At 72.1% G+C, this 23,994-nt stretch carries 18 protein-coding genes and 2 pseudogenes; 12 read left to right on the forward strand and 8 right to left on the reverse strand.

The annotated features are described in order from the left end of the window. Positions 1-43: 43 nt before the first annotated feature. Complete coding sequence (locus tag AC3IYJ_RS05310; protein ID WP_489400185.1) at positions 44-3,145, reverse strand: carbohydrate binding domain-containing protein; 3,102 nt, start codon at positions 3,143-3,145, stop codon at positions 44-46. Between the two features lie 216 nt (positions 3,146-3,361). Continuing rightward, positions 3,362-3,751, reverse strand: coding sequence for an RNA-binding S4 domain-containing protein (locus tag AC3IYJ_RS05315; RefSeq protein ID WP_489400186.1), 390 nt, complete (start codon positions 3,749-3,751; stop codon positions 3,362-3,364). Positions 3,752-3,899: 148 nt separating this feature from the next. Between AC3IYJ_RS05315 and AC3IYJ_RS05320 the strand changes: the two genes are divergently transcribed. The 5 genes from AC3IYJ_RS05320 to AC3IYJ_RS05340 all read left to right on the forward strand — a co-directional run bounded on the left by AC3IYJ_RS05320 (position 3,900) and on the right by AC3IYJ_RS05340 (position 8,649). Next, complete coding sequence (locus AC3IYJ_RS05320; RefSeq protein ID WP_489400187.1) at positions 3,900-4,295, forward strand: TOBE domain-containing protein; 396 nt, start codon at positions 3,900-3,902, stop codon at positions 4,293-4,295. Positions 4,296-4,521: 226 nt separating this feature from the next. Beyond that, complete coding sequence (gene modA, locus AC3IYJ_RS05325) at positions 4,522-5,346, forward strand: molybdate ABC transporter substrate-binding protein (RefSeq protein WP_489400188.1); 825 nt, start codon at positions 4,522-4,524, stop codon at positions 5,344-5,346. A gap of 213 nt (positions 5,347-5,559) precedes the next feature. After that, positions 5,560-7,584 (forward strand): ABC transporter permease, encoded by a 2,025-nt coding sequence (locus tag AC3IYJ_RS05330; protein WP_489400189.1) that lies wholly within the window; start codon positions 5,560-5,562, stop codon positions 7,582-7,584. A gap of 93 nt (positions 7,585-7,677) precedes the next feature. Continuing rightward, the gene (locus AC3IYJ_RS05335; RefSeq protein ID WP_489400190.1) at positions 7,678-8,181 is read left to right on the forward strand and encodes an FBP domain-containing protein; all 504 of its coding nucleotides are present in this window, start codon (positions 7,678-7,680) and stop codon (positions 8,179-8,181) included. Positions 8,182-8,211: 30 nt separating this feature from the next. Beyond that, on the forward strand, positions 8,212-8,649 hold the full coding sequence (locus AC3IYJ_RS05340; protein ID WP_489400191.1) for a GNAT family N-acetyltransferase: 438 nt from the start codon (positions 8,212-8,214) through the stop codon (positions 8,647-8,649). 240 nt (positions 8,650-8,889) lie between these two features. Here the strand turns inward: AC3IYJ_RS05340 and AC3IYJ_RS05345 are convergent. Next, positions 8,890-9,300: pseudogene (locus AC3IYJ_RS05345) on the reverse strand (phosphodiester glycosidase family protein); the annotation flags it as partial. Between AC3IYJ_RS05345 and AC3IYJ_RS05350 the strand changes: the two are divergent. Further along, a complete protein-coding gene (locus tag AC3IYJ_RS05350; RefSeq protein ID WP_489402695.1) occupies positions 9,209-9,580 on the forward strand; it encodes a DUF4328 domain-containing protein in 372 nt (123 codons plus the stop codon). The pseudogene AC3IYJ_RS05345 and the gene AC3IYJ_RS05350 sit on opposite strands and share 92 nt — an antisense overlap. Positions 9,581-9,583: 3 nt before the next feature. On the opposite strand, the gene AC3IYJ_RS05355 is transcribed toward AC3IYJ_RS05350, so the two are convergent. Continuing rightward, positions 9,584-11,725, reverse strand: a complete 2,142-nt coding sequence (locus tag AC3IYJ_RS05355; RefSeq protein ID WP_489400192.1) for a SpoIIE family protein phosphatase — start codon at positions 11,723-11,725, stop codon at positions 9,584-9,586. Between the two features lie 538 nt (positions 11,726-12,263). Between AC3IYJ_RS05355 and AC3IYJ_RS05360 the strand changes: the two genes are divergently transcribed. Together AC3IYJ_RS05360 and AC3IYJ_RS05365 are read left to right on the forward strand one after the other, a co-directional pair. Next, positions 12,264-13,337 carry an SPFH domain-containing protein gene (locus AC3IYJ_RS05360; RefSeq protein ID WP_489400193.1) on the forward strand — a complete coding sequence of 358 codons (1,074 nt, stop codon included), beginning with the start codon at positions 12,264-12,266 and terminating at the stop codon, positions 13,335-13,337. 31 nt (positions 13,338-13,368) lie between these two features. Then, positions 13,369-14,292 carry a C40 family peptidase gene (locus AC3IYJ_RS05365; RefSeq protein WP_489400194.1) on the forward strand — a complete coding sequence of 308 codons (924 nt, stop codon included), beginning with the start codon at positions 13,369-13,371 and terminating at the stop codon, positions 14,290-14,292. Between the two features lie 515 nt (positions 14,293-14,807). On the opposite strand, the pseudogene AC3IYJ_RS05370 reads toward AC3IYJ_RS05365, so the two are convergent. After that, positions 14,808-16,034, reverse strand: a pseudogene (locus AC3IYJ_RS05370) (DUF6777 domain-containing protein); the annotation flags it as partial. A 263-nt stretch (positions 16,035-16,297) separates the two neighbouring features. On the opposite strand from AC3IYJ_RS05370, the gene AC3IYJ_RS05375 reads away from it, so the two are divergent. Further along, positions 16,298-17,569, forward strand: a complete 1,272-nt coding sequence (locus tag AC3IYJ_RS05375; protein WP_489400195.1) for a streptophobe family protein — start codon at positions 16,298-16,300, stop codon at positions 17,567-17,569. 150 nt (positions 17,570-17,719) lie between these two features. Continuing rightward, positions 17,720-18,106 carry a hypothetical protein gene (locus AC3IYJ_RS05380; RefSeq protein WP_489400196.1) on the forward strand — a complete coding sequence of 129 codons (387 nt, stop codon included), beginning with the start codon at positions 17,720-17,722 and terminating at the stop codon, positions 18,104-18,106. Here the strand turns inward: AC3IYJ_RS05380 and AC3IYJ_RS05385 are convergent. Genes AC3IYJ_RS05385 through AC3IYJ_RS05395 form a run of 3 tightly spaced genes read right to left on the reverse strand, consistent with a single transcriptional unit; the run spans position 18,070 to position 22,138 of the window. Then, the gene (locus AC3IYJ_RS05385) at positions 18,070-19,140 is read right to left on the reverse strand and encodes a serine/threonine-protein kinase (protein WP_489400197.1); all 1,071 of its coding nucleotides are present in this window, start codon (positions 19,138-19,140) and stop codon (positions 18,070-18,072) included. The genes AC3IYJ_RS05380 and AC3IYJ_RS05385 overlap by 37 nt on opposite strands. Continuing rightward, the gene (locus AC3IYJ_RS05390) at positions 19,137-19,778 is read right to left on the reverse strand and encodes a hypothetical protein (RefSeq protein WP_489400198.1); all 642 of its coding nucleotides are present in this window, start codon (positions 19,776-19,778) and stop codon (positions 19,137-19,139) included. Before AC3IYJ_RS05390 ends, AC3IYJ_RS05385 begins: the two co-directional genes overlap by 4 nt. 5 nt (positions 19,779-19,783) lie before the next feature. Continuing rightward, positions 19,784-22,138: an ABC transporter ATP-binding protein/permease gene (locus AC3IYJ_RS05395; protein ID WP_489400199.1), complete on the reverse strand. Its 2,355-nt coding sequence runs from the start codon at positions 22,136-22,138 to the stop codon at positions 19,784-19,786. Positions 22,139-22,324: 186 nt separating this feature from the next. On the opposite strand from AC3IYJ_RS05395, the gene AC3IYJ_RS05400 reads away from it, so the two are divergent. Beyond that, positions 22,325-23,398 carry a cation diffusion facilitator family transporter gene (locus AC3IYJ_RS05400; protein ID WP_489400200.1) on the forward strand — a complete coding sequence of 358 codons (1,074 nt, stop codon included), beginning with the start codon at positions 22,325-22,327 and terminating at the stop codon, positions 23,396-23,398. Positions 23,399-23,487: 89 nt separating this feature from the next. After that, positions 23,488-23,964 (forward strand): NUDIX hydrolase, encoded by a 477-nt coding sequence (locus AC3IYJ_RS05405; protein WP_489400201.1) that lies wholly within the window; start codon positions 23,488-23,490, stop codon positions 23,962-23,964. Positions 23,965-23,994 lie beyond the last annotated feature (30 nt).

A 23,994-nucleotide genomic window follows, 5' to 3' on the forward strand; every position in this document is an offset into this window, starting at 1 on the left:
GCTCCAATCGAACGCATGCACGAATGAAAGGGTCGGGGCAGGGCTACTTCAGGTAGGGGCCGGCGGCGCCCACCTTGCCCGGGGCGGCGTTGCGGCCGCCGAGGTCCAGCACGTAGACCCGTAGGTTCCCCTTGCCGGGAGCGGCCACGGAAAGCCTGCCGTCGGTGACGGTCCGCACGTCGCCGGTGACCGCGTCCTTGTAGGTGCCGTTGGGGATCCCGGTGTACGTGGCCCCGCCGGTGACGGCGACCAGGGCGAAGCTGTCCACGCCGGTGGCGGCGTCGGTGTAGCGGCGCTTGAAGGCCATCCCGCCCGAGATGCCCTCGGTGGAGTACTGGCCCATCTGGAGCGCCGGGACGGCCCGACGGATCTCGTTCAGCCGCTGGAGGTGCTTGACCAGGGGCGATTCGAGGGTGGCGGCTACGGCTCCGGAGGCGGTGGCGACCTTGGAGAAGTCGGAGGCGGTGACCGATCCCGCGATCCTGTCCCCGTAGTAGGCCCGGCCGGTGGTGGCGAGCGGGCAGGTCGGGCCGCAGTCGATCTGCTTTCCGGCCTGGAACTCGATCTCCGAGCCGTAGTACAGGGTCGGGATGCCGCGGAAGGTCCACATCAGGGCCATGTTCTCGGCCCAGGCGTCGGTGCCGCCCGCGTAGCGGGTGGAGGATTTGCCGGGGCCGAAGTCGTGGCTGTCGACGTAGACGACGTTGTAGGTGGCGTCGTTGTAACTGTCGTCGGAGTCCTTGCCGTTCTGGAAGGCGTTGTTCGCGTCCCCGAAGTTCATGTGCATGCGCATGTCGATGACGTTCATGCCGGAGAACATGCTGTGGTCGGGGGCGCGGTAAAGGTTGCCGCTGAGGAAGGCGTTGGTGCTGGTCGGCTGCTTGGCCGGGTCGTTGTCGGTCGTGTACTGCTGGACGGCGGCGGTCGCGTCGTCCGCGCTGTACGTCGCGGACTCCTTCCACGTGTAGTACTGGGCGGACTGGTTGGCCGATCCGCGGTTCCACTTGTCGTTGACGAAGGAGCCGACTTCTCCGAACACGTAGAAGTCGTTGGCCTTCTGCGCGCCGAACTGCTGGGCCACCCGGGCCTGGATGGCGGGCAGGAAGTGCCGGTTCCAGGTGACGCGGGGGATGTGTACGGCCGTGTCGATGCGGAAGCCGTCGACCCCCATGTCGATGTACTTGTCGTAGGCGCCGATCAGATAGTTCTGAACGGTCGGGTTCTCGGTGTTGAAGTCGGCGAGGTCCTCGTGGATCCAGCAGGAACGGGCGTCCTCACCCTCCCAGTTGCCGATCCAGCACTGGTGGTAGAGGGCCTTGGGGAACATGCCGGAAGTGGGGCTGGGCCACTGGCAGTTGTAGACGGTGTAGCCCTCGGCGCTCTTGTTCCCGGTGGGCACGCCCCAGTTGACGCAGGTGTTGCCTGCCGGCTGGGCGGTCGACCAGAGGTCCCCGTTGTAGTACGACTTGCCGCTCTTGGGGTCGACGGTGAGGCCGTCGTACTCGAAGCCGGACTGCTTCTCGTCGTAGTACCAGGACCACTGCGCGTCGCGGACACCGTAGACGGTGGGGGTGAACAGGCCCTTGGCTCCCCAGCGGGAGCTGTGGTTGTAGACCACGTCCTGGTAGATCTTCATGCCCTTGGCGTGCGCCGCGTTGATCAGGTCCTGGTAGGAGGCGCCGGCCGACTCCAGGCGGGGGTCGACCTTGTAGAAGTCGTAGCCGTGATAGCCGTGGTAGTCGTAGTCGGAGCGGTTCAGGACGACCGGGGTGATCCAGATCGCGGAGAATCCGAGGGCCTTGACATAGTCCAGTTTCTCGACGAGACCCTTGAAGTCCCCACGGAACATGGGGTCGTTGTTGGCCGCGTTGCCCGATTTCACGTCCTGGCTGCCGCCGCGGTTGTTGGAGGCGTCCCCGTCGTTGAAGCGGGCGGTGAGCACGAAGTAGATCGGGTCCTTGCGGGGGTCGCCGCCCAGCGGTACGGAACCGGCGGGCACCGGGGGCCGGGTGCCGGTGGTGGCGACGGCCGGGGCGGACGCGGCGGAGAGGTTCCCGGCGGCGTCCACCGCCTTGACGGTGTAGGTGTAGGCGGTCCGCTCCTCCAGCCCGGATTCGCTCAGGACGGTGGAGGCGACGCTGGTGACGAGGGTGCCCCCGGCGCCCCCGGTACGGGTGACCTGGTAGCCGGTCACGCCCCGGTCGTCCGTGGCCGCGTCCCAGGTGACCACGGTGGACACGTCGGTGGCGGCGGCCTGGACGCGGGCGGGGACGGTGGGCGCGGTGGTGTCGGGGACGACGGCGGCGCAGGGGTCGGCGGCGTTCGCGGTGACCTTGGCCTCCTTCACCGTGGAGAGGCCGGGGCCGAGGGCGTAGTTCTTGCCGCTGTTGTTGTCCCAGGTCCCGTTGCCGTTGTTGAAGGTCGCCGCGAGTCCGGTGGCGGAACCGAGGGGGACCGTCTTCCTGACCCAGCCCGCGCAGGCCGGGTCCATGCCGACGCCGGGGACAGTGGTCCAGGAGCCGCCGGTCGGGGCCCAGTGGAGGTTCACGGTCGGCCAGCCGACGGCGGTGGTCGAGTAGTAGACGGTGGCGGTCGAGCCGGTGCCCGTACCGGTGCCGGGGTCGGTGGCGCAGGGATCGCTGTGCGCCACGACCCCGTCCTTGACCGTGATCACACCGGTTCCCAGGGCATAGTTCTTGCCCGCGTTGTTGTCCCAGGTGCCCTGTCCGTTGTTGAAGGTCGCCTGGAGACCGGCGGCCGCGCCGAGGCTGACCGTCTTCTTCACCCAGTCGGTGCAGGCCGCCTCCATCCCGGTGCCGGGGACGGTCGTCCAGCTTCCGCCATCGGGAGCCCAATGCAGGTTGTACGCGGCCCAGTTGCGGGTCCTGGTGTAGTAGAAGACCGTCGCCGTGTTGTCGGAGGCCGCGGCGGCGGTCGTCGTGACGGCCGCGGCAGCCGTCGCACTGGTCGTCGCCGCGGCGGCGGCCGCCGCGTGCGGGGCCGCCGGCAGGGCGGCCGCCAGACACCCTCCGGCGACGGCCAGGCCCAAGGCCGTCGACCGCCCCCCGAGGCGGCGTGATCGGGTACGTGATCTCAAGGTCTGCTCCTCGAAGCAGGGCCCAACAGCCCTGCGGCTCCGCGACATTGAAAACTTGCCGCAAGGTTTTGCGCGAGGCTACTGGCCATGTCACCAGCGCGTGAAGCCCTCGTGAACCAGAAATGTCGCGGCTCCATCCGTCACCGCACCCCTCTTCCCGCCCTTATCGGGAGAAGGCGAGCAATCCTTTGCAGAAAATTCTGAAAACGACGAAGCCCGGTCCGGCTGCACGCCGGACCGGGCTTCGGTTGACCTCTCCTGCTGCTAGCGACTGCCCCGCAGCGTCTCGATCTCGCGGCGCTCGCGCTTCGTCGGGCGGCCCGCGCCACGGTCGCGGATGCCGACCACGGCCGCCTCCACGGGGGTCGGCGGCGGCGGACTGTTGTCGATCATGCATTCCGCGGCGACCGGAGGGCCGACCCGCTTCGTCACCGGGCGCTGGACCACCACGATGCGCTCCCGACCGGCATGGAAGAGGCGCACCTCGTCCCCGGCCCGCACCGACTGCGCCGGCTTGGCGCGCTCGCCGTTGACCCTGACATGGCCCGCCCGGCAGGCCGCGGCCGCGATCGCCCGCGTCTTCGTCAGCCGGACCGACCAGATCCACACGTCGACCCGCGCCGATCCCGTCCCCGTGGTTCCTTCTTCAGCCATGCCCCGACTTTAGTGCCGCGGCACCGGCCGTCCAGGCCGACGAAAGCGGAACAGCTTTTGGCGTTTACCACAAGGCGGCTAGCATCTGCCATGTACATCATCCCAATGGAATTGCAAATGCCGGAGACGTACCCCTACGGTGTCGCACATGCAGTCCTACACCATCGGTCAGGCGGCACGCCTGCTGGGCGTCAGCCCGGACACCGCACGCCGCTGGGCCGACGCCGGCCGAGTCGCGACCCATCGCGACGAGGGCGGCCGCCGTCTGATCGACGGACGCGCCCTGGCCGCGTTCTCCATCGAGGTGGCCCAGGGTGCCCACACCGAGGACGGGGAGACGTACACCTCCGCGCGCAACGCCTTCCCCGGCATCGTCACCGCCGTCAAGCTCGGCGATGTCGCCGCCCAGGTCGAGATCCAGGCCGGTCCCCACCGCTTGGTCTCCCTCCTCACCCGTGAGGCCGTCGAGGAGCTCGGGCTGGAGGTCGGCATGCAGGCCACCGCCCGCGTGAAGTCCACCAGCGTGCACATCGACCGCACCTGAACCGGTGCGGATCCGGATCCCGGTCGCCGAACCCCGTACCCGGGATCCCGTAGCCGCAGCCCCGTAGCTCTCCAGCTACGCAGCTCCGTAACTCCGTAGCCCACTGCAGACGCACTTCCGCTCAGCACCGCGCGTCCCCACCCGCTCCGCCCGTCACCGGCGCGGGTCACCACCACGCGGACCCGGCACCAGGCCGGCCGCCGACCCGACCGAGGAGCACCAGCTCATGTCCCCGAACCTGTCGCTGAACCGCCGTACCGCCGCCTTCGCCCTGACCGCCGCCCTGCTCGTGCCGGCGCTCGCCGCCTGTGGCAGCAGCGACGACAAGAAGACGGACGCCGGTGCCTCCGCGAGCGCTTCCGCCTCGGCCTCGGCCGAGCCGAAGCCCGCGAACCTCACCGTGCTCGCCGCCTCCTCCCTCACCGACGTCTTCAAGACCGCCGGTGCCGCGTACGAGAAGGCGCACCCGGGCACGAAGATCACCTTCTCCTTCGCCGGTTCGCAGGAGCTCGCCGCCCAGGTCAAGCAGGGCGCCCCGGCCGACGCGCTGGTGACCGCCGACACCAAGACCATGACGGGCCTGCTGGCCGAGACCAACGACCCGGCGATCATCGCCAAGAACCGTCTGGTCATCGCCACCGGCAAGGGCAACCCGTTCAAGATCGGCGGCCTCAAGGACCTCGCCGACACCAAGATCAAGGTCGTGCTGGCCGCGCCCGAGGTTCCGGTGGGCCGCTACAGCAAGCAGATCCTCGACGCGCAGAAGATCGAGGTCAAGCCGGTCTCCCAGGAGCCGAACGTCCGCGCCGTGCTGAGCAAGGTCGAGCTGGGCGAGGCGGACGCCGGCCTCGTCTACAAGACCGACACCCTCAAGTCCGGTGACAAGGTCGCCGTCGTCGACATCCCGGACGCCGAGAACGCCGTGGCCTCCTACCCGGCCGCCTCGCTCAAGGGCTCCAAGAACGCCGAGGCCGCCGCCGCGTTCGTGGCGTGGCTGACCACCCCGGAGGCGCAGAAGATCCTCCAGGACGCCGGCTTCCAGAAGCCGTAACGGCAACTGGCTCCGTTGACGGAGAGGGGCTGCCCGGTCCGGGGGGACGGGCAGCCCCTCTTCTCTTGTCCGGACGAACGGACTGACGGACGAACGGACTGACGGGCTGACGAGCTGACGAGCTGACGGCCGCCCGCCCGGCCGGGTGCTCCCGTCCCGGCCCGCGCACTACGCTTCACCCGCCGCCACAGCTTCCCCAGCCAGGAACCCGATATGAGCAGACTCTGTACCCACCGCGCCCGGCCCCCCGTGGCCCTCGCGCTCCCCGCGCTGCTCGCCGTGGCGTTCCTGCTGATGCCCCTGATCGGCATCCTCACCCGGACCCGGTGGAGCGAGCTGGGCACGCACCTGACCAGCCCGGGTGTGGTGGAGGCGCTCAGGCTCTCGTTGGTGGTGTCCCTGTGGGCCCTGGGCCTCTCGCTCCTCCTCGGGGTGCCGCTCGCCTGGTTGTTGGCCCGCGTCGAGTTCAAGGGCAAGGCGCTGGTGCGCTCGCTCGTGCTGCTCCCCATGGTGCTGCCGCCCACCGTCGGCGGTGTGGCCCTGCTGCTCGGATTCGGGCGGCGCGGGCTGCTCGGCCCGTGGATGGAGGGGACCTTCGACATCACGCTGCCCTTCCACACCTCGGGCGCGGTCGTCGCGGCCACGTTCGTGGCGATGCCGTTCCTCGTGATCAGCCTGGAGGGCGCGCTCGGCGGCCTCAAGCAGAGCTACGAGGAGACCGCGGCCTCCCTCGGTTCCACGCCGGTCCGCGTGTTCTTCACGGTGACGCTGCCGATGGTGGCCCCGGGCCTGATCGCCGGCGCCGCGTTGACCTGGGCCCGCGCACTGGGCGAGTTCGGCGCCACCATCACCTTCGCGGGCAACCTGCCCGGCACCACCCAGACCCTGCCGCTCCAGGTCTACCTGCTGCTCCAGGACCAGCCCGAGGCCGCCACCTCCGTATCCCTGCTGCTGCTCGCGATCGCCATGGCCGTACTCATCGGCCTGCGCGGCAGGTGGACGGGGACTCCCGTCGCCCGCAACTCCGCCGAAGCACCCGTGATCGCGGAGGAGCCTCCCGGTCCGCACCCGATGGACGGCGTCGCTCCGGCAGGTGCGCCCGGCCGGGTGGGTCCCGCGAGCCCCGCGGACCAGGTGGGCCCCGCGGATCCGTCCGCCCCGGCCTCCCCGGCCGAGGATCCTCGTTCCGTGCCGACGGCTCCCGCCTGGCCGCTGCACGCCACGGTCACCGGTTTCAACGAGCTCACCCTGGACGCCGAACCCGGCACCACCATCGCCGTCGTCGGCGAGAACGGCGCCGGCAAGACCACCCTGCTCCGCGCGCTCCTCGGACTGACCCCGCGCGCCCACGCCGAGCTCCGCCTCGGCGACACCGACGTCACCGCGCTGCCCCCGCACAAGCGGCAGGTCGCCTGGGTCCCGCAGGACGGCGCGCTCTTCCCCCACCTCAACGCCCTCGCCAACACCGCCTACGGGCTGCGCGCCCGCCGAGTACCGCGCGCGCGGGCCCGCGCCGAGGCGCAGGCCTGGCTGGACCGGCTCGGCGTCGGCCACCTCGCCCACCGCAAGCCCGCCCAGCTCTCCGGCGGTCAGGCCCAACGCGTCGCCCTGGCCCGCGCGCTGGCGGCCCGCCCCCGCCTGCTGCTCCTGGACGAGCCGCTCGCCGCCCTCGACCAGACCACCCGCGCCCACGTACGCCACACCCTGCGCACCCACCTCGCCGGCTTCGGCGGGGTCTGCCTGATCGTCACCCACGACCCCGTCGAGGCCGTCTCCCTCGCCGACCGCGTCCTCGTGCTCGCCGACGGCAAGACCCTCCAGGACGCCCCGCCCTCCGAGGTCACCCGCCATCCCCGCTCCCCCTGGGTGGCCCGCATGCTCGGCCGCAACGCCTGGCCCGGGACGGCGTCGGCGGACGGGCTGGAACTGGCCGGCGGTGGCCGTCTCGTGGTGGCCGAGGCGCTGCCCGCGGGTGCGCAGGCGCTCGCGATCATCGCCCCGGAGGCAGTGTCCGTGCACCGGGACCGCCCGGGCGGCAGCCCCCGTAACGTCTGGCCCGGCACCGTACGGGAGATCACCTCGGTCGGCAGCCGTCTGCGCGTGCTGGTCGGCTCGGCGCAGGCACCCGATCTGGTCGCGGAGATCACCCCGGAGGCGGCGGCCGAGCTGGGCATCGTCGACGGCGCCGAGGTGTGGACCAGCGTGAAGGCGACCGAGGTCACGCTCGTCCGCCTCTAGGGCCTGTCGTCAAGGTGCGGGGGCCGCCTCCAGGGCCCTGACCGGCGGAAATCGGCTGGCCAGGGCCGGTATCACCCCGTACCGTGCCTTTCCATGGACCCGCTCAACGACCAACAGATCCGCTCGTCCTTCGTGAACTGCACCAAGGGCGAGGCCGCCCGCATGAAGCTGCCGGTCGACTTCGCCGAACTCCCCTGGCAGGACCTCGACTTCCTCGGCTGGGTGGATCCGGGCGCCCCGCAGCGCGCGCACCTCGTACGGCCCGCGGCGGACGGCGGGGCCATCGGCATCTCGCTGCGCGTGCCGGCCGCGAACCGCGTGGGCGGCTTCAAGTCGAGCATCTGCCAGATCTGCCTGACCGGCCACGCCTCCTCCGGCGTGACCCTCCTCGTCGCCCCGCTCGCGGGCGCCCGCGGCCGGGAGGGCAACACGGTCGGCACGTACGTCTGCGCCGACCTCGCCTGCTCGCTCTACATCAGGGGCAAGCGGCAGCCGAAGCTGAAGACCAGGGGTTTCGAGGAGACGCTGACGGTGGACGAGAAGATCGCCCGCGCCCTCGCGAACCTCGACGCGTTCACGGCCAGGATCACCGGCTGATCCATGGATGACGGCGACGAGGGGAGCGGCATGCGCATAGCCCAGGAGCACGTGTTCGATCCGCAGGAGATGTTCGAGCTCTACGACTCCGTCGAGTGGGTGGGCTACACCTGTGACGTCGACAAGCTGTGCCGCGGCCTCGCCAACTCGCACCTGGTCGTCACGGCCCGGGACGAGTCCGGCACCCTGCTCGGGCTCGCCCGCACGGTCTCGGACGACGAGAGCATCTGCTACGTCCAGGACCTGCTGGTGAACCCGAGGTTCCACCGCCAGGGCATCGGCCGGGCCCTGCTCGAACACCTCAAGGCCCGGTACGTGCGCTGCCGCTTCTTCCTGCTCTCCACCGACCACGAGTCGACCCCGGAGGGACGGAGGAACGCCGCGTTCTACCGCAGCCTCGGCTTCCTCTCCTACGAGGAGAAGCGCATGGCCGCCTTCGGCCTCCCCCGGGTTCGGACGGCCACCTAGTGCTGTGACCGGGACGTCGGACTGCGATCGCCACGATGAGAGCCGGGTCAAGGTGTACGGACGCTCCGCCACCGCCGGGAGCGGCAGGCTGATCTCCCGCCAGCCCGTCCAGTCCACGGCGGGCCCGCGCAGCGTGACCGCTCTCCCGCCCCCGTCGGCGAGTTCCACGGCGGGCCGGGCTCCGGAGCCGCCACCGTCCAGGTTCAGGGCCTCGTACGCGCCGACCCCGTGCATCATCCGGCCGAGCGCCGTCAACGTCAGGCCTCCGCTGTCGCGCTGGCGGCCGTCCACGGTGACCAGCCGCAGCCGCCGGCCGTCGCGGGAGAACCCGGCGGCCGTGCGCGGGGCGGCGGTGTTGTTCGGCTCGCCGTCGTGGTTCTGCGCGACCCCGGCCACGACGAGCGCCTCCCGGCCGCCGACGGCGCCGACCGGGAGCGGTCCGCCCCCCGGGCACGGCGGGCCGGGCGGTGACGGCGACCGCGTCCCCGGGACGCAGGGCGGCGAGTTCGGGCGCCGCCGCGCCTCCGGCGACCAGCAGGGTCTGCTCACGCTCTCCGGTGTGCTCGACCTGGCTTCGGCGGGCATCAGCCTGTACGTCAGCACGACCGCGGGCACCGGGAAGTACACGGGCACCATCACCGAGCAGAGCATCACCCTGCCGGAGAGCCTGATGGCGCTGAGCTCCATGGCCCAGTGGCCGCTGTTCCTCGGCACGGCGGTCCTGTTCATCATCTGGTTCCACCGCGCCTACGGCAATGCCGACACCTTCAACCCGGGCGCGGTCACGCGCTCCCGAGGCTGGGCCATCGGCGCGTGGTTCATCCCCATCGGCAATCTCTTCATCCCGTACAAGATGGCCAAGGAGATATGGGCCGCCAGCCTCCAACTGCGACAGGACGGCTCGTACTGGTCCGTTGGCCAGGCCGAGTAGCCCTCACCCCGCCGGGGAGCCGGGACCGGCCTGACCCCCGGAACCAGGAGCCGGACCTCCGGGACCGGCTCCCGGCGCGGGCCGGACCGGGATGGTGAACTCGCACCACACGCACTTCCCGCCGCCCCGCGGCTCCACGCCCCAGGCGTCCGCCAGCCGGTCCACCAGCAGCAGCCCCCGCCCCGACACCGCCCAGTCGCCCGCCTCGCGCTGCCGCGGCAGGGCGCTGCTCGTGTCCTCCACCTCGATCCGGATCCGCCCGTCCGGGGTCAGCCGCATGCTGACCTGGCCGACCCCGTCCGTGTGGACCAGGGCATTGGTCATCAGCTCGTCGGCCGCCAGCTCGATCTCGTCGGCCTGGTCCCACGCGCCCCAGGCCGCGACCGCCGCCCGGATCAGATGCCGGGCCATCGCCGGGGCGTCGGGGTCGCCCGGGACCAGGCTGTGGTGCAGCGCGCCGCCGCCTCGCGGGGCGGGGGTGCCGCGGCGGCGCAGCACGAGCAGGGCCATGTCGTCCCCGCCGCCGGAGTCCCCGACCAGGTCGCACAGGACGTCGGCGAGTTCCTCCACGTCGGCCGGGCCGTTGCGGACGGCCTCCATGAACTCCCGCATCCCCGTCTCGGTGTCCTGGCCGGGCCGGTCGGTCAGGCCGTCCGTGCACAGCAGCAGGGTGTCGCCGGGGTGCAAGTCGAGGCTGGTCACGGGGAATCCCGTGCCTCCGGCGCGGCCGTCCGGCGGCTCGGGGGACGGCAGGCCGAGCGGCAGTCCGCCCACCACCTGGATCCGGTGGCAGCTGCCGTCGCCGCGGCGGACCACGGGATCGAGGTGCCCGGCGCGCACCAGCCTGCACGCGCCGGTGGTGAGGTCGATCTCGGCGTACGTGCACGTGGCGAACCGTTCCGTCTCCAGTTCCCGGAGGAAGGCCGAGGCCCGCGCCATGGCCGCGCCGGGGGTGTGCCCCTCGGAGATGTAAGCGCGCAGCGCGATCCGCAGCTGCCCCATCACCGCGGCGGCGTCCGTGTCGTGCCCCTCCACATCGCCGATCATCACGCCGACGCGGCCGCCGTCGAGCGGGATCACGTCGTACCAGTCGCCGCCGATGTCCCGCCCCATCCGGGCCGCCCGGTACCGTACGGCGATCCGCGCCCCCGCCACCTCCGGGATCCGGCGCGGCAGCATGGCCCGCTGGAGGCCCTCAGCAAGATCGTGCTCCTGCTCGAAGAGGATGGCGCGCTGGAGGCTCTGCGCGATGCCGCTGCCGAGGGCCATCAGCACGTTCTGCTCCTCGGCGGTGAAGTCGCCGTCCCGCGGGTAGAGCAGCCCGAGGGCGCCGATGGGCCGTCCCTGGGCGATGAGCGGCAGGTAGACCCCGCTGCGGACGTCGAGCGGCTCGATGTAGGGCCACAGCAGCGGGTAGCGCTCCTGGAACTCCTCGCGGGAGCCGAGGTAGACCGGCCGCAGGCGCCGCACCGCCTCGCTCATCGGCAGCGGGGCGTCGATCCGCGTGTACTCGGTCTCCGGGACGTACGAGCCGAGCCGCCCCTCCGCGACCAGATGGATCCGGCCGCCGTCGACCACGCCGAGCATGACGCTGACCGCGCCGAGATGGCCCAGGGCCTCGGGGTCCTTGAGGATGTCGGTGACGTCGTTGACGGTACGGGCGTGCGCGAGGATCGCCGTGGTCCGCTCGACGACCCCGGTGAGCCTGCGCCGGCCCTCGTCCCGCTCCCCGGCGGCCCCGGGTTCGCCCGGATCGTGGGCGGCGTCGCGGATGATCCCGATGATCCGGTACGGGCGCCCGTGCGGGTCCCGCAGGATGTGGCCCTGGATGTGGGTCCAGCCCGGGGAGCCGTCCCTGGCGCGGCTGCGCACGTAGGCCCCGTAGTGACTTCGGCCGGCCTTGAGCACCTGCGCGACCCGCGCGTCGAGCCGGACCTCCTCGCCGGGGGCGAGGCGGGAGCGCAGCCCGGCGGGGGTGCCGCTGAACTCCTCGGGACGCAGGTCGACCACCTCGAGAGCGGTGGCGTCCAGATGCATCTGCCCGCTGTCGAGGTCCCAGTCGAAGGTGCCCATGCGGTTGAGCGCGAGGCTCGTGTCCGGTCGGGCGGGCCACTCGACCTGAGGGGTCACTCCCCTTTCGGCCACGCCTTCAGGGTCTCACCCTTCGGCCGGCCGCGCCGGTCGCACCGGTCGCGCTGCCGGCGGGCGCTCGCGGTGCCGACGGGCGTTACGCGGCGCCCGTGCCGTTCCCGGCGTTCGTGCCATTCCGGCGTTCGCGCTGCGCACAGGGCGGGTCCGGCGTGTCGAGCGGATTATCACCCTCCGTATGCGCTACCCACCGCCACTTCCGGCCATATCCCCACAGAAAAGGACCAAAGTCCCGGCCTGTCATGACCTCTGCCGAATGGACGACTTATACGATTTCGCGAAGATTGATCCAATCATGATCATCTTTACCGGCGTCAGAACCCTCTCGAAGCAGGGGTGTTGACGCCACGGCTGTGTGGGGTGTGGCTTGTCGCAAGCGCCGAATACGACCGGAGGCCCGGCCGACGGAAGGGAGGGAGGGGCGGAGGGAGGGACGCCGGAGCAGCAGGACGGGGCATCGGCCCCGGACCGGATATCCGCCGCGCCAGGCGGCTTTGTCGGCGCCGGCGCACGGACCGGCCGCGGCAGCCTCGTCGTGCGGCCGTACCGGGATCCGCTCGTCCTCGGCCCGCTCTTCCGCGACGAGACGGCGCAGGGCGCGCCCACCCGCACCGCGGCCGGAGCCGCGGACTCCGACACCCTCCGCCAGCCCGCCGTCCGCGGGTCGATACCCCGGCCCGCCCCACCGTCGACTCCGACGCCCTCCCCGCGGACGCTGCCCCCCGTGCTCGACCCCGAGCTCACCGAACGCCCCGCGCGGGCCTGTTCCGGGTGGTGGGCCCTGGTCGTCGCCGCGCTCGCCACGGCCGGCGCCGCCGTCCTCGCCCGGTACGAGGAGCTCCGCCCCTCCGCCTCCCCGACCGAGGCCTGGCCGCTCGCCCTCTTCACCGGCTGCGCGCTCCTCACCCTCGCGGCCCTCTCCGGACTGCGCCGCGGCCGGACCGGCCACGCCTGGTCGCTCACCCTCTTCGGGCGCTACCGGGGCACGATCCGGCGCACCGGATTCGTCTGGTCCAGCCCGCTGCCCCGGCACGCACGGGTCGACGTACGGCTGCGGCACTGGCGCAGCGAGCCGCTCTGCGCGGTCGACGCCGAAGGCACCGCGCTGCGGTCCGTGGTCCTCGTCGTGTGGCGGGTCAAGGACACCGCCCGCGCGCTGCTCGCCGTGGACGACCACACCTCCTACCTGCGCGGACAGGTGGAGTCCGCGGTCGCCCGGGTGCTCTCCCGGATGCCCGCCGACTCCTTCGACCCGGAACCCGGCGAACCGGAGACCCTGCGCGACACCGAGACCGTGGGCGACGAGCTGACCCGGATGCTCGCCGCCGAATGCAGGCCCGTGGGCATCGAGGTCTTCTCCGCCCGGCCGTTGAACGTGGAGTACGCGCCCGAGGTCGCCGCCGCGATGCAGCGCCGCCGGATCGCCTCGATCGACGCCCGGCACCGGGACTCCGTCCTGACTTCCGTCCTCGACGCGGTCGACGACACCGTTCACCGGATGTCGGACCGCGGGCTCGTGGGCCTGGACGACTACGAACGCAAGGCCCTGGTCAAGGACTTGACCGTGGCCTTCTACACGGCGCGCGGCCCTGCCGCCGACGCCCGCTGAAAGAACATCCCCGACAGAGAAGGAACCCCGCATGCGCACGCCCGAGTTCACCGAAGAGATACCCGACACCTGCGACTGCGCCGGATGCGCCCGGGGCACGACGGCTGTCAAGGCCACCGCCCGCCGCCGCTGCACCCTGCGCGGAGCCGTCGTCGCGGCCGTCGGTGCGACCCTGCTGATGGGCACCGGCGCGGGCGTCGCGTCCGCCGAGCAGGCCCCGGCCCGAGCGGGCTGGGACGGTTCGAAGTACTGGTACAAGGACGGGACCGGCTGGTGGCGCTGGACGTCCCACTACAGCAAGTACGTCGCGAACGGCGGTAGTTCCAGCGCCTCGAAGCCCTCCTCCTCGGGCTCCTCGGCTTCCTCCTCCTCCGTACGCACCTCCGAGCCGACCTTCCGCGGCCGCGCGGGCTGGGACTCGACGGACCGGGTGTACTGGTACAAGGACGGGACCGGCTGGTGGCGCTGGACCAGCCACCAGGACAAGTACGAACGCCACGCGGGCGGCTCCGGCTCCTCCGGCGGCTCGGGTTCCTCCGGCTCTTCCGGCTCCTCGGGCGGTTCCTCGGGCGGTTCCGGCACTCCCGTCCGGCAGGGCACGGAGGGCGCCATCTCCTTCGCGAACAGCCACCTCGGCGACAACTACGTCTGGGGCGGCAACGGCCCGCACGGCTGGGACTGCTCGGGCCTGGTCCAGGCCGCCTACCGCTCCGCGGGCATGTCCCTCCCCCGCGTGGCCTCCGACCAGTACCGGGCCACCACTCCCATCTCCCGCTCCGAACTGCGCCGCGGGGACCTGGTGTTCTGGACCTCGAACGGCAGCGCCTCGGGCATCCACCACGTCGGCATCTACCTCGGCGACGGCAAGTACATCGAGGCCCCGCGCCCGGGGAAGCAGGTCCGCGTCTCCAGCTTCAGCGCGTACAACCCGAACATGTACGGCCGCGTCCGCTAACGGCGACCCCGTTCGATGACGCTCCCGAAGCCTCCCCGGGGCCAGTGGCCCCGGGGAGGCTTCGGGATGCTCCGCAGCACTCCGGTCGGGGGACCGGACTACGGCGTCGGGGACTGCGGAACCTCCTGCACCGGGGACTCCGGGACCTTCGGAGCGGAGGATTCAGAGATCTCCGGCCGCGGGACGGAAGACGGAGCGGCAGCGGACTCGGTTACGGCCGTGGGCTCGATCGCGGCCGAGGACCGCGGCTTCGAAGACGGCTCGGAGGCGGGCACGGACGCGGACGCGGACCGCAGCGCCGAAGACGAAGACGAAGGCGAAGGCGCCTCGGACGGGCGTGCGGACGCGGACCGCTGCGTCGAAGGCGACTCGGACGGGCGCGCGGACGCGGACCGCTGCATCGAAGGCGACTCGGAGGGTCGCACGGACGCGGACCGCGACTCGGAAGGCGACTCGGACGCGGAGGCGGACGGCGATCGCAGCTCCGAAGCCGACTCGGAGGCAGACACGGAAGCGGACGCCGACTCGGACTTGGACGGCACGACCTCCGGGGACTCCGAGGCCTTCGAAGGAGACTCCGAAGGCGACTCGGACGGCGGCTCGGACCGCGACTCCGAAGGCGACTCCGCCGGGGATTTCGACGGAGACTCCGACGGGGACTCCGACGAGGACTCGGATGCCGAGGGCGAGAGCGACGGGGACTCCGACGACGGCGGAGGGGAAGTCACGGGCGGAGAGGTGACCGGCGGAGAGGTGACATGGGGTGAAGTCACCGGCGGCGAAGTGAGCGGAGGTGAAGTCACCGGCGACAGGGTCGGCGTCGGCGTCGGGGTCGGGAACACCGGCGGCGGGATCGGCTTGTCGTGCCTGCCGTGGTGGTCACCCCGGTCGCGCTCGTACCAGTGGCGGTCCTGGTGGTCGTAGATCACGAACTTGTTCACGATGGTCACGGACGGCGCGATGACCACGACCTGCGCGGGCTGGTACGAGGTCCAGGGCTGTCCGAAACGCTTCGGATCGGCCCGCAGCGCCACCGGCTCGCCCAGCGGGTTCCCGCACGCGCACCGCACCCGCGGCACGCCCCGGTCGTCCACGAGCACGGCCGTCCCGGCCTGGAGCACCGCCTGGTAGGAGGTGGCCCGGCCGTCCTGGTAGCCGTGGTTGGTGACCCGCGTGTCCATCCGCAGCTGGACTGGGGTGAGCGACCGCAGGTACCCGGGTACGGCCGAAGGCTGGAGCCCGAGCGCCGAGGCGAAGGCGGCGTTCTTCGACGGCTGCCCCGACAGCACCTTGATCTGCTTCTCGACGTCGCAGCTGGCCACGTTCTTCGTGCCCCCGTAGAGGCCCGGCGAGGACCCCGCGACGCTCCGCGTGACCGTTCCTCCGGTCGCGGGAGCCGCCGACGGCGGCAGGCTGTGCGGGGGCGGGCTCTCCGGTGGTGGTGCGGCCTGCTCGGCGGCGGTGGACTCGGTGAAGGGGTCCGGCCCGGACGCGGCGGCGGGCTGCAGGAACACCTCACCGCCCGCGGAGGTGGCAGTGCCGCCGCCGGTCGGCCTGGTCAGTACGACGGCCAGGGTCACGGCGGCGGCGAGGGCCACGATCGCGGTGGCGAGCCGGGGAACGGACCGCCACCAGGGTTTCGGGGGCGGCCCCGCCGAGGTGCCGCCCGGACCACCCGCCCCGCCGGAACCGGGAGGAGCGGGCGGGGGTGGCGGCGGAGGGCCTTCCGGCCCGCCGGACAGCGGCCCGGAAGGCGGGCCCGTGGGGCGCCCGGACGAGGAAGGCCACGACGGCGACGGCGACTCGGGTTGCGACGGGGGCTGCGGCGGCCGTTCACCGGAGGGTTGCGTGGTCACAGGCTCTTCTTCCCAGGCGGAGGAGTCCGGTCCCATGTGGACGTCCCGCAGGCATCATGCGGACATATCCGGATTTCTAACGCTCCTGTCGACCATTGTGTGCGCCGTCCGGGTGGTGGCCGCAAGCCGGGGATGCCTACGGTGTCAGGGTGAGCCATCCCGAAATGAGCCACAATGCGCCTGCGAAGCCCGGCGCGCGAGCATGGCGCGACGCCCTCGTGGCCGTCGTCGCGGGCTTCGCCGTGATGGCCGTTCTCTCCGCCGCCGGCCTGTGCCTGGCCGGAGCCGTCGACCTGCCGGGCGGCGGGTTCCCGAATGTGGTCGCCGCCGTCGTGGTGATGGCGGCCGGCGGCTCCGTCGACGTCACGGGCGGGGCCGGTTTCCTGGCCGGGGCCGATGCGAGCCTGTCCGTGCTCCCCCTGTCCGTCAGCCTGGCCGGAGCGCTGACCGCAGGCTGGCTCTTCCTGCGCCCCCTGCACAACCGGGCAGTGGCCGGACCGCTCGAACTCCTCGGCCGGGCCGTGCCCTTGATGGTCCTCTGGCTGGCCGCACTGACGGGTACCGCCCTCCTGGCCCACCGGGACTTCACGATCTCCACGGGCAACTCGGCCATCGGAGACCTCGGCGAACTCCTGGACTCCACACCGACGGTGGGCTTCAGAGCCGCGATCCCCGCCACCATCGGTTTCGGACTGCTCTGGATCCTGGGCCTGTTGCTGATCGCCCTGCTGGTCTCGCGCCGCGCGCCGCTCCCCGCCTCGCTGGTCCGCTTCCACGCGGCGGTGCGGCCGGCCGCATTCGCCGTGGTCGCGCTGCTGCTGGCGTACGTGGTCATCGGCGTCGTCGCCGGCCTGCTCGTGGCCGCGACCCAGGGGCATGCGGGCCGCACCCTGGCGGTGATCCTGCTGGGCCTGCCCAACCTGGTCTGGTTCGCCCTCACGATCGGCTTCGGCGGGGCCTGGGAGGGCAAGGCCGACGGCCCGTTCGGGCTGCCGATGCCACAGGCCCTCGACCAGGTGCTGCGCGCCACCGGTTCGGGCTCCGGCTCCGACCTGTCCACCGTGGACGTGGCCTCGCTCGCGGAGCGGGATGCGCGGGCGTGGTGGCTGGTGGTGCTCGCCGTCGTCCTGCTGATCGGCGCGGGCGCGCTGGCGGCCGCCCGCTCCCCGGTCCACGTCCGGCCCTGGCAGCACGCCCTGCACCTGGCGGTGGCCCTGGCACTGGCCACTCTGGTGGTCTGCCTGCTGGGCCGGGTCCAGGCCCAGTTCGGCCTGTCCGTACTGGGCATCGGCGACGTCGACGACCTCAGCGGCAAGGTGGAGCTGCGTGCGGTCCTCTGGCGTACCGTCGGCCTCGCCTTCGTCGCGGGTGCGGTCGCGGGGTTCCTCGGAGCGCTGCTCCCCCGCCGCCGGCACCGCTGACCGGACGCCCGGATCCCGCGCTCACACCCCGGAATCGGCACCCGCGCCCCGCGCCCGGACGGGTCGCACAGGCCGACGATTGCGCCGTACGGGTGAATCGACAGAAATCGGTTCATCGGGGGATCGTTTCTGCGTGGCACGCTCGCCTCCGTGAACATGACCAAAGGCCTGTTCCGGCCGCTTCACGCCGCGGGTCTGCTTGCCCTTTCCGCGCTCGCGCTGACCCTCTCCACCGCCCTCCCCACCCAGGCGACCGGGCCCGGCACCCGCTACCTCTCCGGCAACACCGGCCACGAGGACGCGAGCGCCGAAGCCGTCTCCGTCAGCCGGGTGTTCTGCCCGCGCGGCACGACCGTGCAGTCCGGCGGGTACTCCACCGGGCGCTGGGACCGCGCCCGCGACGGCTCGCTGCGACACGCCGTCCTGGCCAGTCACCCCGTCCTCGACGCGGGCGGCCGCAAGGGCTGGTACGCCTCGGCCTCGCACGCCGAGGTCACCGCTCACGTCGTGTGCGTGCCCTCCCCCGACGGCGACTGAGCTCCCTCGGCCCCAGCCCCGGCCTGGACGGGCCGGAAGACCGGCAGGGCCCACTGCGGCGGTGGTGGCGGCGGCCCGTCCGCGGTCGCCGCCACCCGGGTCGGCCCCCGCAGATCCGCGGCCGCCCCCGCGCCCGCCGCCCCCGCCGCGGCCGCGCCCACCCGTCGAAGCGCCCCCGTGAACTCCAGGCAGCTCCCCCACCGGTCCTCCGGCGACTTCGCCAGGGCCCGCGCCAGCACCTCGTCCACCCCGGCCGGCAGGCCGGGCCGCCGCGAGGTCACCGCCGGCGGCGGGTCGTACTGGTGGGCCCACAGCAGGGCCATGTCGTCGTCGCGCTGGAACGGCGGCCCGCCGGTCAGGGTTTCGTAGACCACGCACCCCAGGCTGTAGACGTCGCAGCGCCCGTCCACCGGCTTCCCGGAGATCTGCTCGGGCGCGACGTAGTCCAGGGTTCCGACGAACTGGCCGACGCTCGTGAACCCGGTCAGCGACAGCGATTTCTTCGTCAGACCGAAGTCCGTCAGGTAGACGTGCTCCGGATGTTCGCTGTCGGTGCCCTCGGCCACGAGGATGTTGCCGGGTTTCACGTCGCGGTGGACCAGGTCGTGGGCGTGCGCCGCGTCCAGCGCCGAGGCGACCTGCCCGGCGATCCGGGCCGCCGTCCCCACGGGCAGCGGCCCCGTCCGGTCCAGCAGGGCCCGCAGGTCCTGGCCGGCCACGTACCGCATGGCGATGTAGAGCAGCCCGTCCGTCTCGCCCGCTTCGAAGACGGGCACGATGTGCGGATGGTCGATGGCCGCCGCGACCTTCGACTCGTGCGCGAACCGCTGCCGGAAGGTGTCGTTGCGCGCCAGCTCGGGCGCGAGGAGCTTGAGCGCCACCGTCCGGTCGAGCCGTACGTCGTGGGCCCGGTAGACCACTGCCATCCCGCCGCGCCCGATCTCCTCCTCCACCACGTAGCCGGCGATCCGCCGTCCCCGCAGGTCGGACGAGCGCCCTCGCGCCGGGTTCTCGTCCGCCGCCGGGCCCGTCATCCCGCCTCCGGCCCGGGCGGGGGCGGGGTGACGATCGTGGTGAGCGGGTGCGCGGGCGCGGGCTCAGCCGGGTTCTTTCGTACGTCGCCCTCTCCTGCCGTGTCCGGTTCCCGCGACGGCGTCTCCCGCGCGGGCGGAGCACCCGGTCCGGCGACGACCGCGTAAGTCGTCAGGCGGCTCCCGTCCGCGTACATCCACCGTCCCGCCGTGTCGTCGTAGAGCCACACCGACTCCCCGTCGACGACGACCCCGGCGCGCAGTCCCCGTACGACGCGCCGGAAGGCCTCGGCGTCCACCCTCCCAGCGGCGAGCTCCGCCACCGCGCGCCGGTAGCGGTCCAGCTCGTCGCAGGCGGCCGCGAGCAGCGGCTGCGGGTCCTCGGTGCGCGTGATCGGGCGGCCGCCGGTCGGCGGGGGCTGCGGGACGGCGACCAGCAGGCGTCCGTCCACCCAGGCGGACCAGCCGTTGGCGCACAGGATCTCCCCCCATTCGCCGCGGCGGGCCAGCAGCCGCACGGGCAGGAAGGCGTCCAGGGCGGTGGTCGGCCGGGACAGGTCGGGCCCCTCCCAGGCGGGCAGACCGTCCTGGGGCACGACGTGGGTGGGCCGGAAGTCGGGAGCCCCTCCAGGAGTCGTCATCCGCCCTACTTCCGCATGATCGCGGGCTCGTGGCGGCGCAGCAGCCGCAGGACCACGATTCCGAAGAGCACGGACAGGGCCACGAGCATGCCCATGTTGAGCAGCCACACCCCCTTCTCGTGGGCGAAGAGCGGGTCGCTGGTGAGCTTGCCGGGGACGATCCGGGCGAGGTCGATGGTGCCGGCCATCGCGCCCATCGCCCATCGGGAGGGCGCGAACCACGCCAGCTGTTCGATGACGGGTACACCGGTGAGTTTCAGCAGGGTGCCGCAGAAGACGACCTGGACGATGGCGATCAGGACGAGGAGCGGCATCGTGACCTCCTCCTTGCGGACCAGGGCGGAGATCATCAGGCCGAGCATCATGGCGGTGAAGGACAGCAGGGCCACGGCGAGGGCGATCTCGATGAGCGGGGGCATGAAGACGCCCTTGCCTCCCGGGGCGTTGAGGTTGACTCCGCCGAGAGCGACGACGGTCAGCACCGCGGCCTGCAGGACGGTGATCGTGCCGAGCACCACCACCTTCGACATCAGGTAGGCGGAGCGGGACAGCCCGACGGCGCGCTCGCGCTGGTAGATCACCCGTTCCTTGATGAGCTCGCGGACGGCGTTGGCGGCGCCGGTGAGCACGCCGCCGATGCACAGGATGAGCAGGGCGTTCAGCGCCGTCTCGGCGGTGAGGGTGTTCCCGGCGAGTGCGCGGGCCATGGCGCCCATCATGAACGGCAGCGCGATCATGATGATGAGGAAGGTCCGGTCGGCGCCGAGCACGGCGCCGTAGCGGCGGACCAGGGTAGACAGCTGGGAGCCCCAGCTCTGTGCCTTCGGCGGCGCGTGCGCCGGGGCTCCGGTCGGCCGTCCGGATCCCTGCCCGGCGAGCAGGGGCTGGCGTGCGGTGACTTCGACGTGCCGGCGGTGGGCCGGTGAAGCGCGGTACTCCCCGGCCCAGTCGCGGCCCTGCTGGTCCTCGAACGCCTCGAACGCCTCCGGCCACTCCGCGAAGCCGAAGAAGGCCAGCGCTTCCTGGGGCGGGCCGAAGTAGGCGATGCGTCCGCCCGGTGCGAGGACCAGCAGCTGGTCGCAGACGTCGAGGCTGAGCACGCTGTGGGTGACGACGATGACGGTCCGGCCGTCGTCGGCGAGGCCGCGCAGCATGTGCATCACCGAGCGGTCCATGCCGGGGTCGAGACCGGAGGTGGGCTCGTCGAGGAAGAGCAGCGAGGGCTTGGTGAGCAGTTCCAGGGCGACGGAGACGCGTTTGCGCTGGCCGCCGGAGAGGCTGTGGATGGGCTGGTCGGCGCGCTGCTGGAGGCCGAGTTCGCCGATCACCTCGTCGACCCGGGCCTCGCGTTCGGCTTTGGCGGTGTCCTGCGGGAAGCGCAGTTCGGCGGCGTAGGCGAGGGCGCGGCGGACGGTGAGCTGGCCGTGCAGGATGTCGTCCTGCGGGACGAGGCCGATGCGGCTGCGCAGTTCGGCGTAGTCGCGGTAGAGGTCGCGCCCGTCGTAGAGGACGGTTCCCCGGTCGGCGGGGCGCAGGCCGGTGAGCGCGCCGAGCAGGGTGGACTTGCCGGCTCCGCTGGGGCCGACGACGGCGAGCAGGCATTTGGCGCCGACGGGGAAGGAGACCTGGTCGAGGAGGGTCTTGCGGCCCTGGTCGACGGCGACGCCGAGGTCCTGGACGTCGAGGGAGACCTCGCCGGTGTCGACGTACTCCTGCAGCTGGTCGCCGACGAGGAGGAAGGCGGAGTGACCGATGCCGACGATGTCGCCTTCGCCGATGGCGGCGTGGTCGACGCGGGCGCCGTTGAGGTAGGTGCCGTTGTGGCTGCCGAGGTCGGCGATCTCGTAGGTGCCGTCCGCGAGGGCGCGCAGTTCGGCGTGCCGGCGGGAGACGACGAGGTCGTCTATGACGAGGTCGTTGTCGGGGGCGCGGCCGATCCGGACGGCGGCCTTGGCGGCGAGCGGGCGGACCGTGGTCGGCCGGCGGAAGGTGCTGGTCAGGCCCGGATGGGAGACCGAGGAGGGGTGGGAGGTGCCCGGGGCGGGGTCGACGAAGCGGACCCGCGGGCCGTCGGCGGCGCTGCCGAAGCGCAGTTCGCTGCCGACCCCGACGGCCCATTCCTGGACGCGGTGGCCGTCGGCCCAGGTGCCGTTGGTGCTGCCCTCGTCCTCCAGCGTCCAGTGGTCGCCGTCGGGGCGCAGGACCGCGTGGTGCCAGGAGACGCGGGCGTCGTCGAGGCAGATCTCGCAGAGGGGGTCGCGGCCGACGTGGTACGTCCGGCGAGGGCTCATCGCGGTCGAGCCACGGTCGGTTTCGAGTACGAGTTCGGGCGCGGTCGCCGCACCGTGGCGCTGGACCATGGGGAGATTTTCCCACGATCCGACCCGCTCGGCAGGGCTCGGCATCACCGCAGGTCAAAGGGGCGTTATAGGTAATGACAACGGTCCCCGTTGCAGCCTTTGCCCATCTTCGGTAGGTGCGCTTCACTTCAGGCGACGCATCCGGCCGGATCCGGCGGGAACACGGAACGATTGACGGGGGACGCCATGAGCGCGCAGGACCACGCGCCGCACGAGCACGACGCCACCACCGGCCACGACGGGCACGCGCACGACGACGGCCACTCCCACGGCGGCGGCGCCCACGACCACGGCCACGGCGGCCACAGCCACGGCGTCTCCCTGGACGCGGACCGCCGCTGGCTCGGCATCTCCCTCGGCCTGATCGTCGGTTTCATGGCCGTCGAGGTGGTCATCGGCGTCCTGGCGCACTCCCTGGCCCTGATCTCCGACGCCGCGCACATGCTGACCGACGCCGTCTCGATCGTCCTCGCGCTGATCGCGATGCGGCTGGCGGCCCGGCCGGCGCGCGGCGGTTTCACGTACGGCCTCAAGCGCGCGGAGATACTTTCGGCGCAGGCCAACGGGCTCACCCTGCTGCTGCTGGCGGTCTGGCTGGCGTACGAGGCGGTACGCCGACTGCTCGATCCGCCTCCCGTGGAGGGCGGGCTGGTCCTGGTCACGGCGCTCGCGGGCATCGTCGTGAACATCGCGGCGGCCTGGTGCATCTCGAAGGCGAACCGCACTTCGCTGGCCGTCGAGGGCGCGTACCAGCACATCCTCAACGACCTGTTCGCCTTCATCGGCACCGCGGTCGCCGGTCTGATCGTGCTCACCACCGGGTTCCGGCAGGCCGACTCGATCGCCTCGCTCGTCGTGGTCGTCCTGATGGTCAAGGCGGGCTACGGTCTGGTCCGCGAGTCCGGACGGATCCTCCTGGAGGCCGCTCCGGCCCATGTGGACCCGGACGCGGTCGGCGACCGCCTCGTCGGGCAGCCGCCGGTCACCGAGGTCCACGACCTGCACATCTGGACCATCACCTCCGGCCAGGCGGCGCTGTCCGCGCACGTGCTGGTGGCCGAGGAGGGCGACTGCCACGCCGTGCGCCGGGATCTGGAGGCGCTGCTGGCCAAGGAGTACGGGATCACGCACACCACGCTCCAGGTGGACCACGCCCAGGACTCCCTGCTCACCGTCGGCCGCCCGGGTGAGGAACCGGCCGACCCGCACTGCGCGGATTCCCACGGCCCGGTCCACCGCCAGGGACCGCACGAGCACTGAGCCCGCACGGGCACCGGTGCCCGCACCTGTACCCGTACCCGCCCCCGTACGAGCACTGACTCCCGCCGCACGGGGGCATACATGAACGCATGACCACCAAACGGAGCGCCGGTCTGCTCCTGTTCAGGGAATCCGGGGCCACAGGCGTCGAAGTACTGATCGGCCATATGGGCGGCCCGCTCTGGGAGCGGCGCGACGCGGGCGCCTGGTCGATCCCAAAGGGCGAGTACGGCCCCGAGGAGACCGCGGTCGACGCGGCCCGCCGGGAATTCGAGGAGGAGCTCGGGCTGCCGCCGCCCGAGGGCCCGTACCTGCCACTGGGCGAGGTGCGGATGATCGGCGGGAAGCTGGTGACGATCTGGGCGGTACGGGCGGATCTCGATCCGGCACTGGCGGTACCGGGAACATTCACCATGGAATGGCCGCCGAAATCGGGACGTACCGCGGAGTTCCCCGAGCTGGACCGGGTGGAGTGGTTTTCTCCCCCGATGGCCAGAAACAAACTGGTGGTGTCTCAAATCCCTTTTCTGGAGCGATTGTCGGAACTCTTGGAGAATGAGGGTTGACCCGCCCTTTACTTGCCAACAAACCCTATC

It is taken from the genome of Streptomyces sp. GL_140, assembly GCF_057834465.1.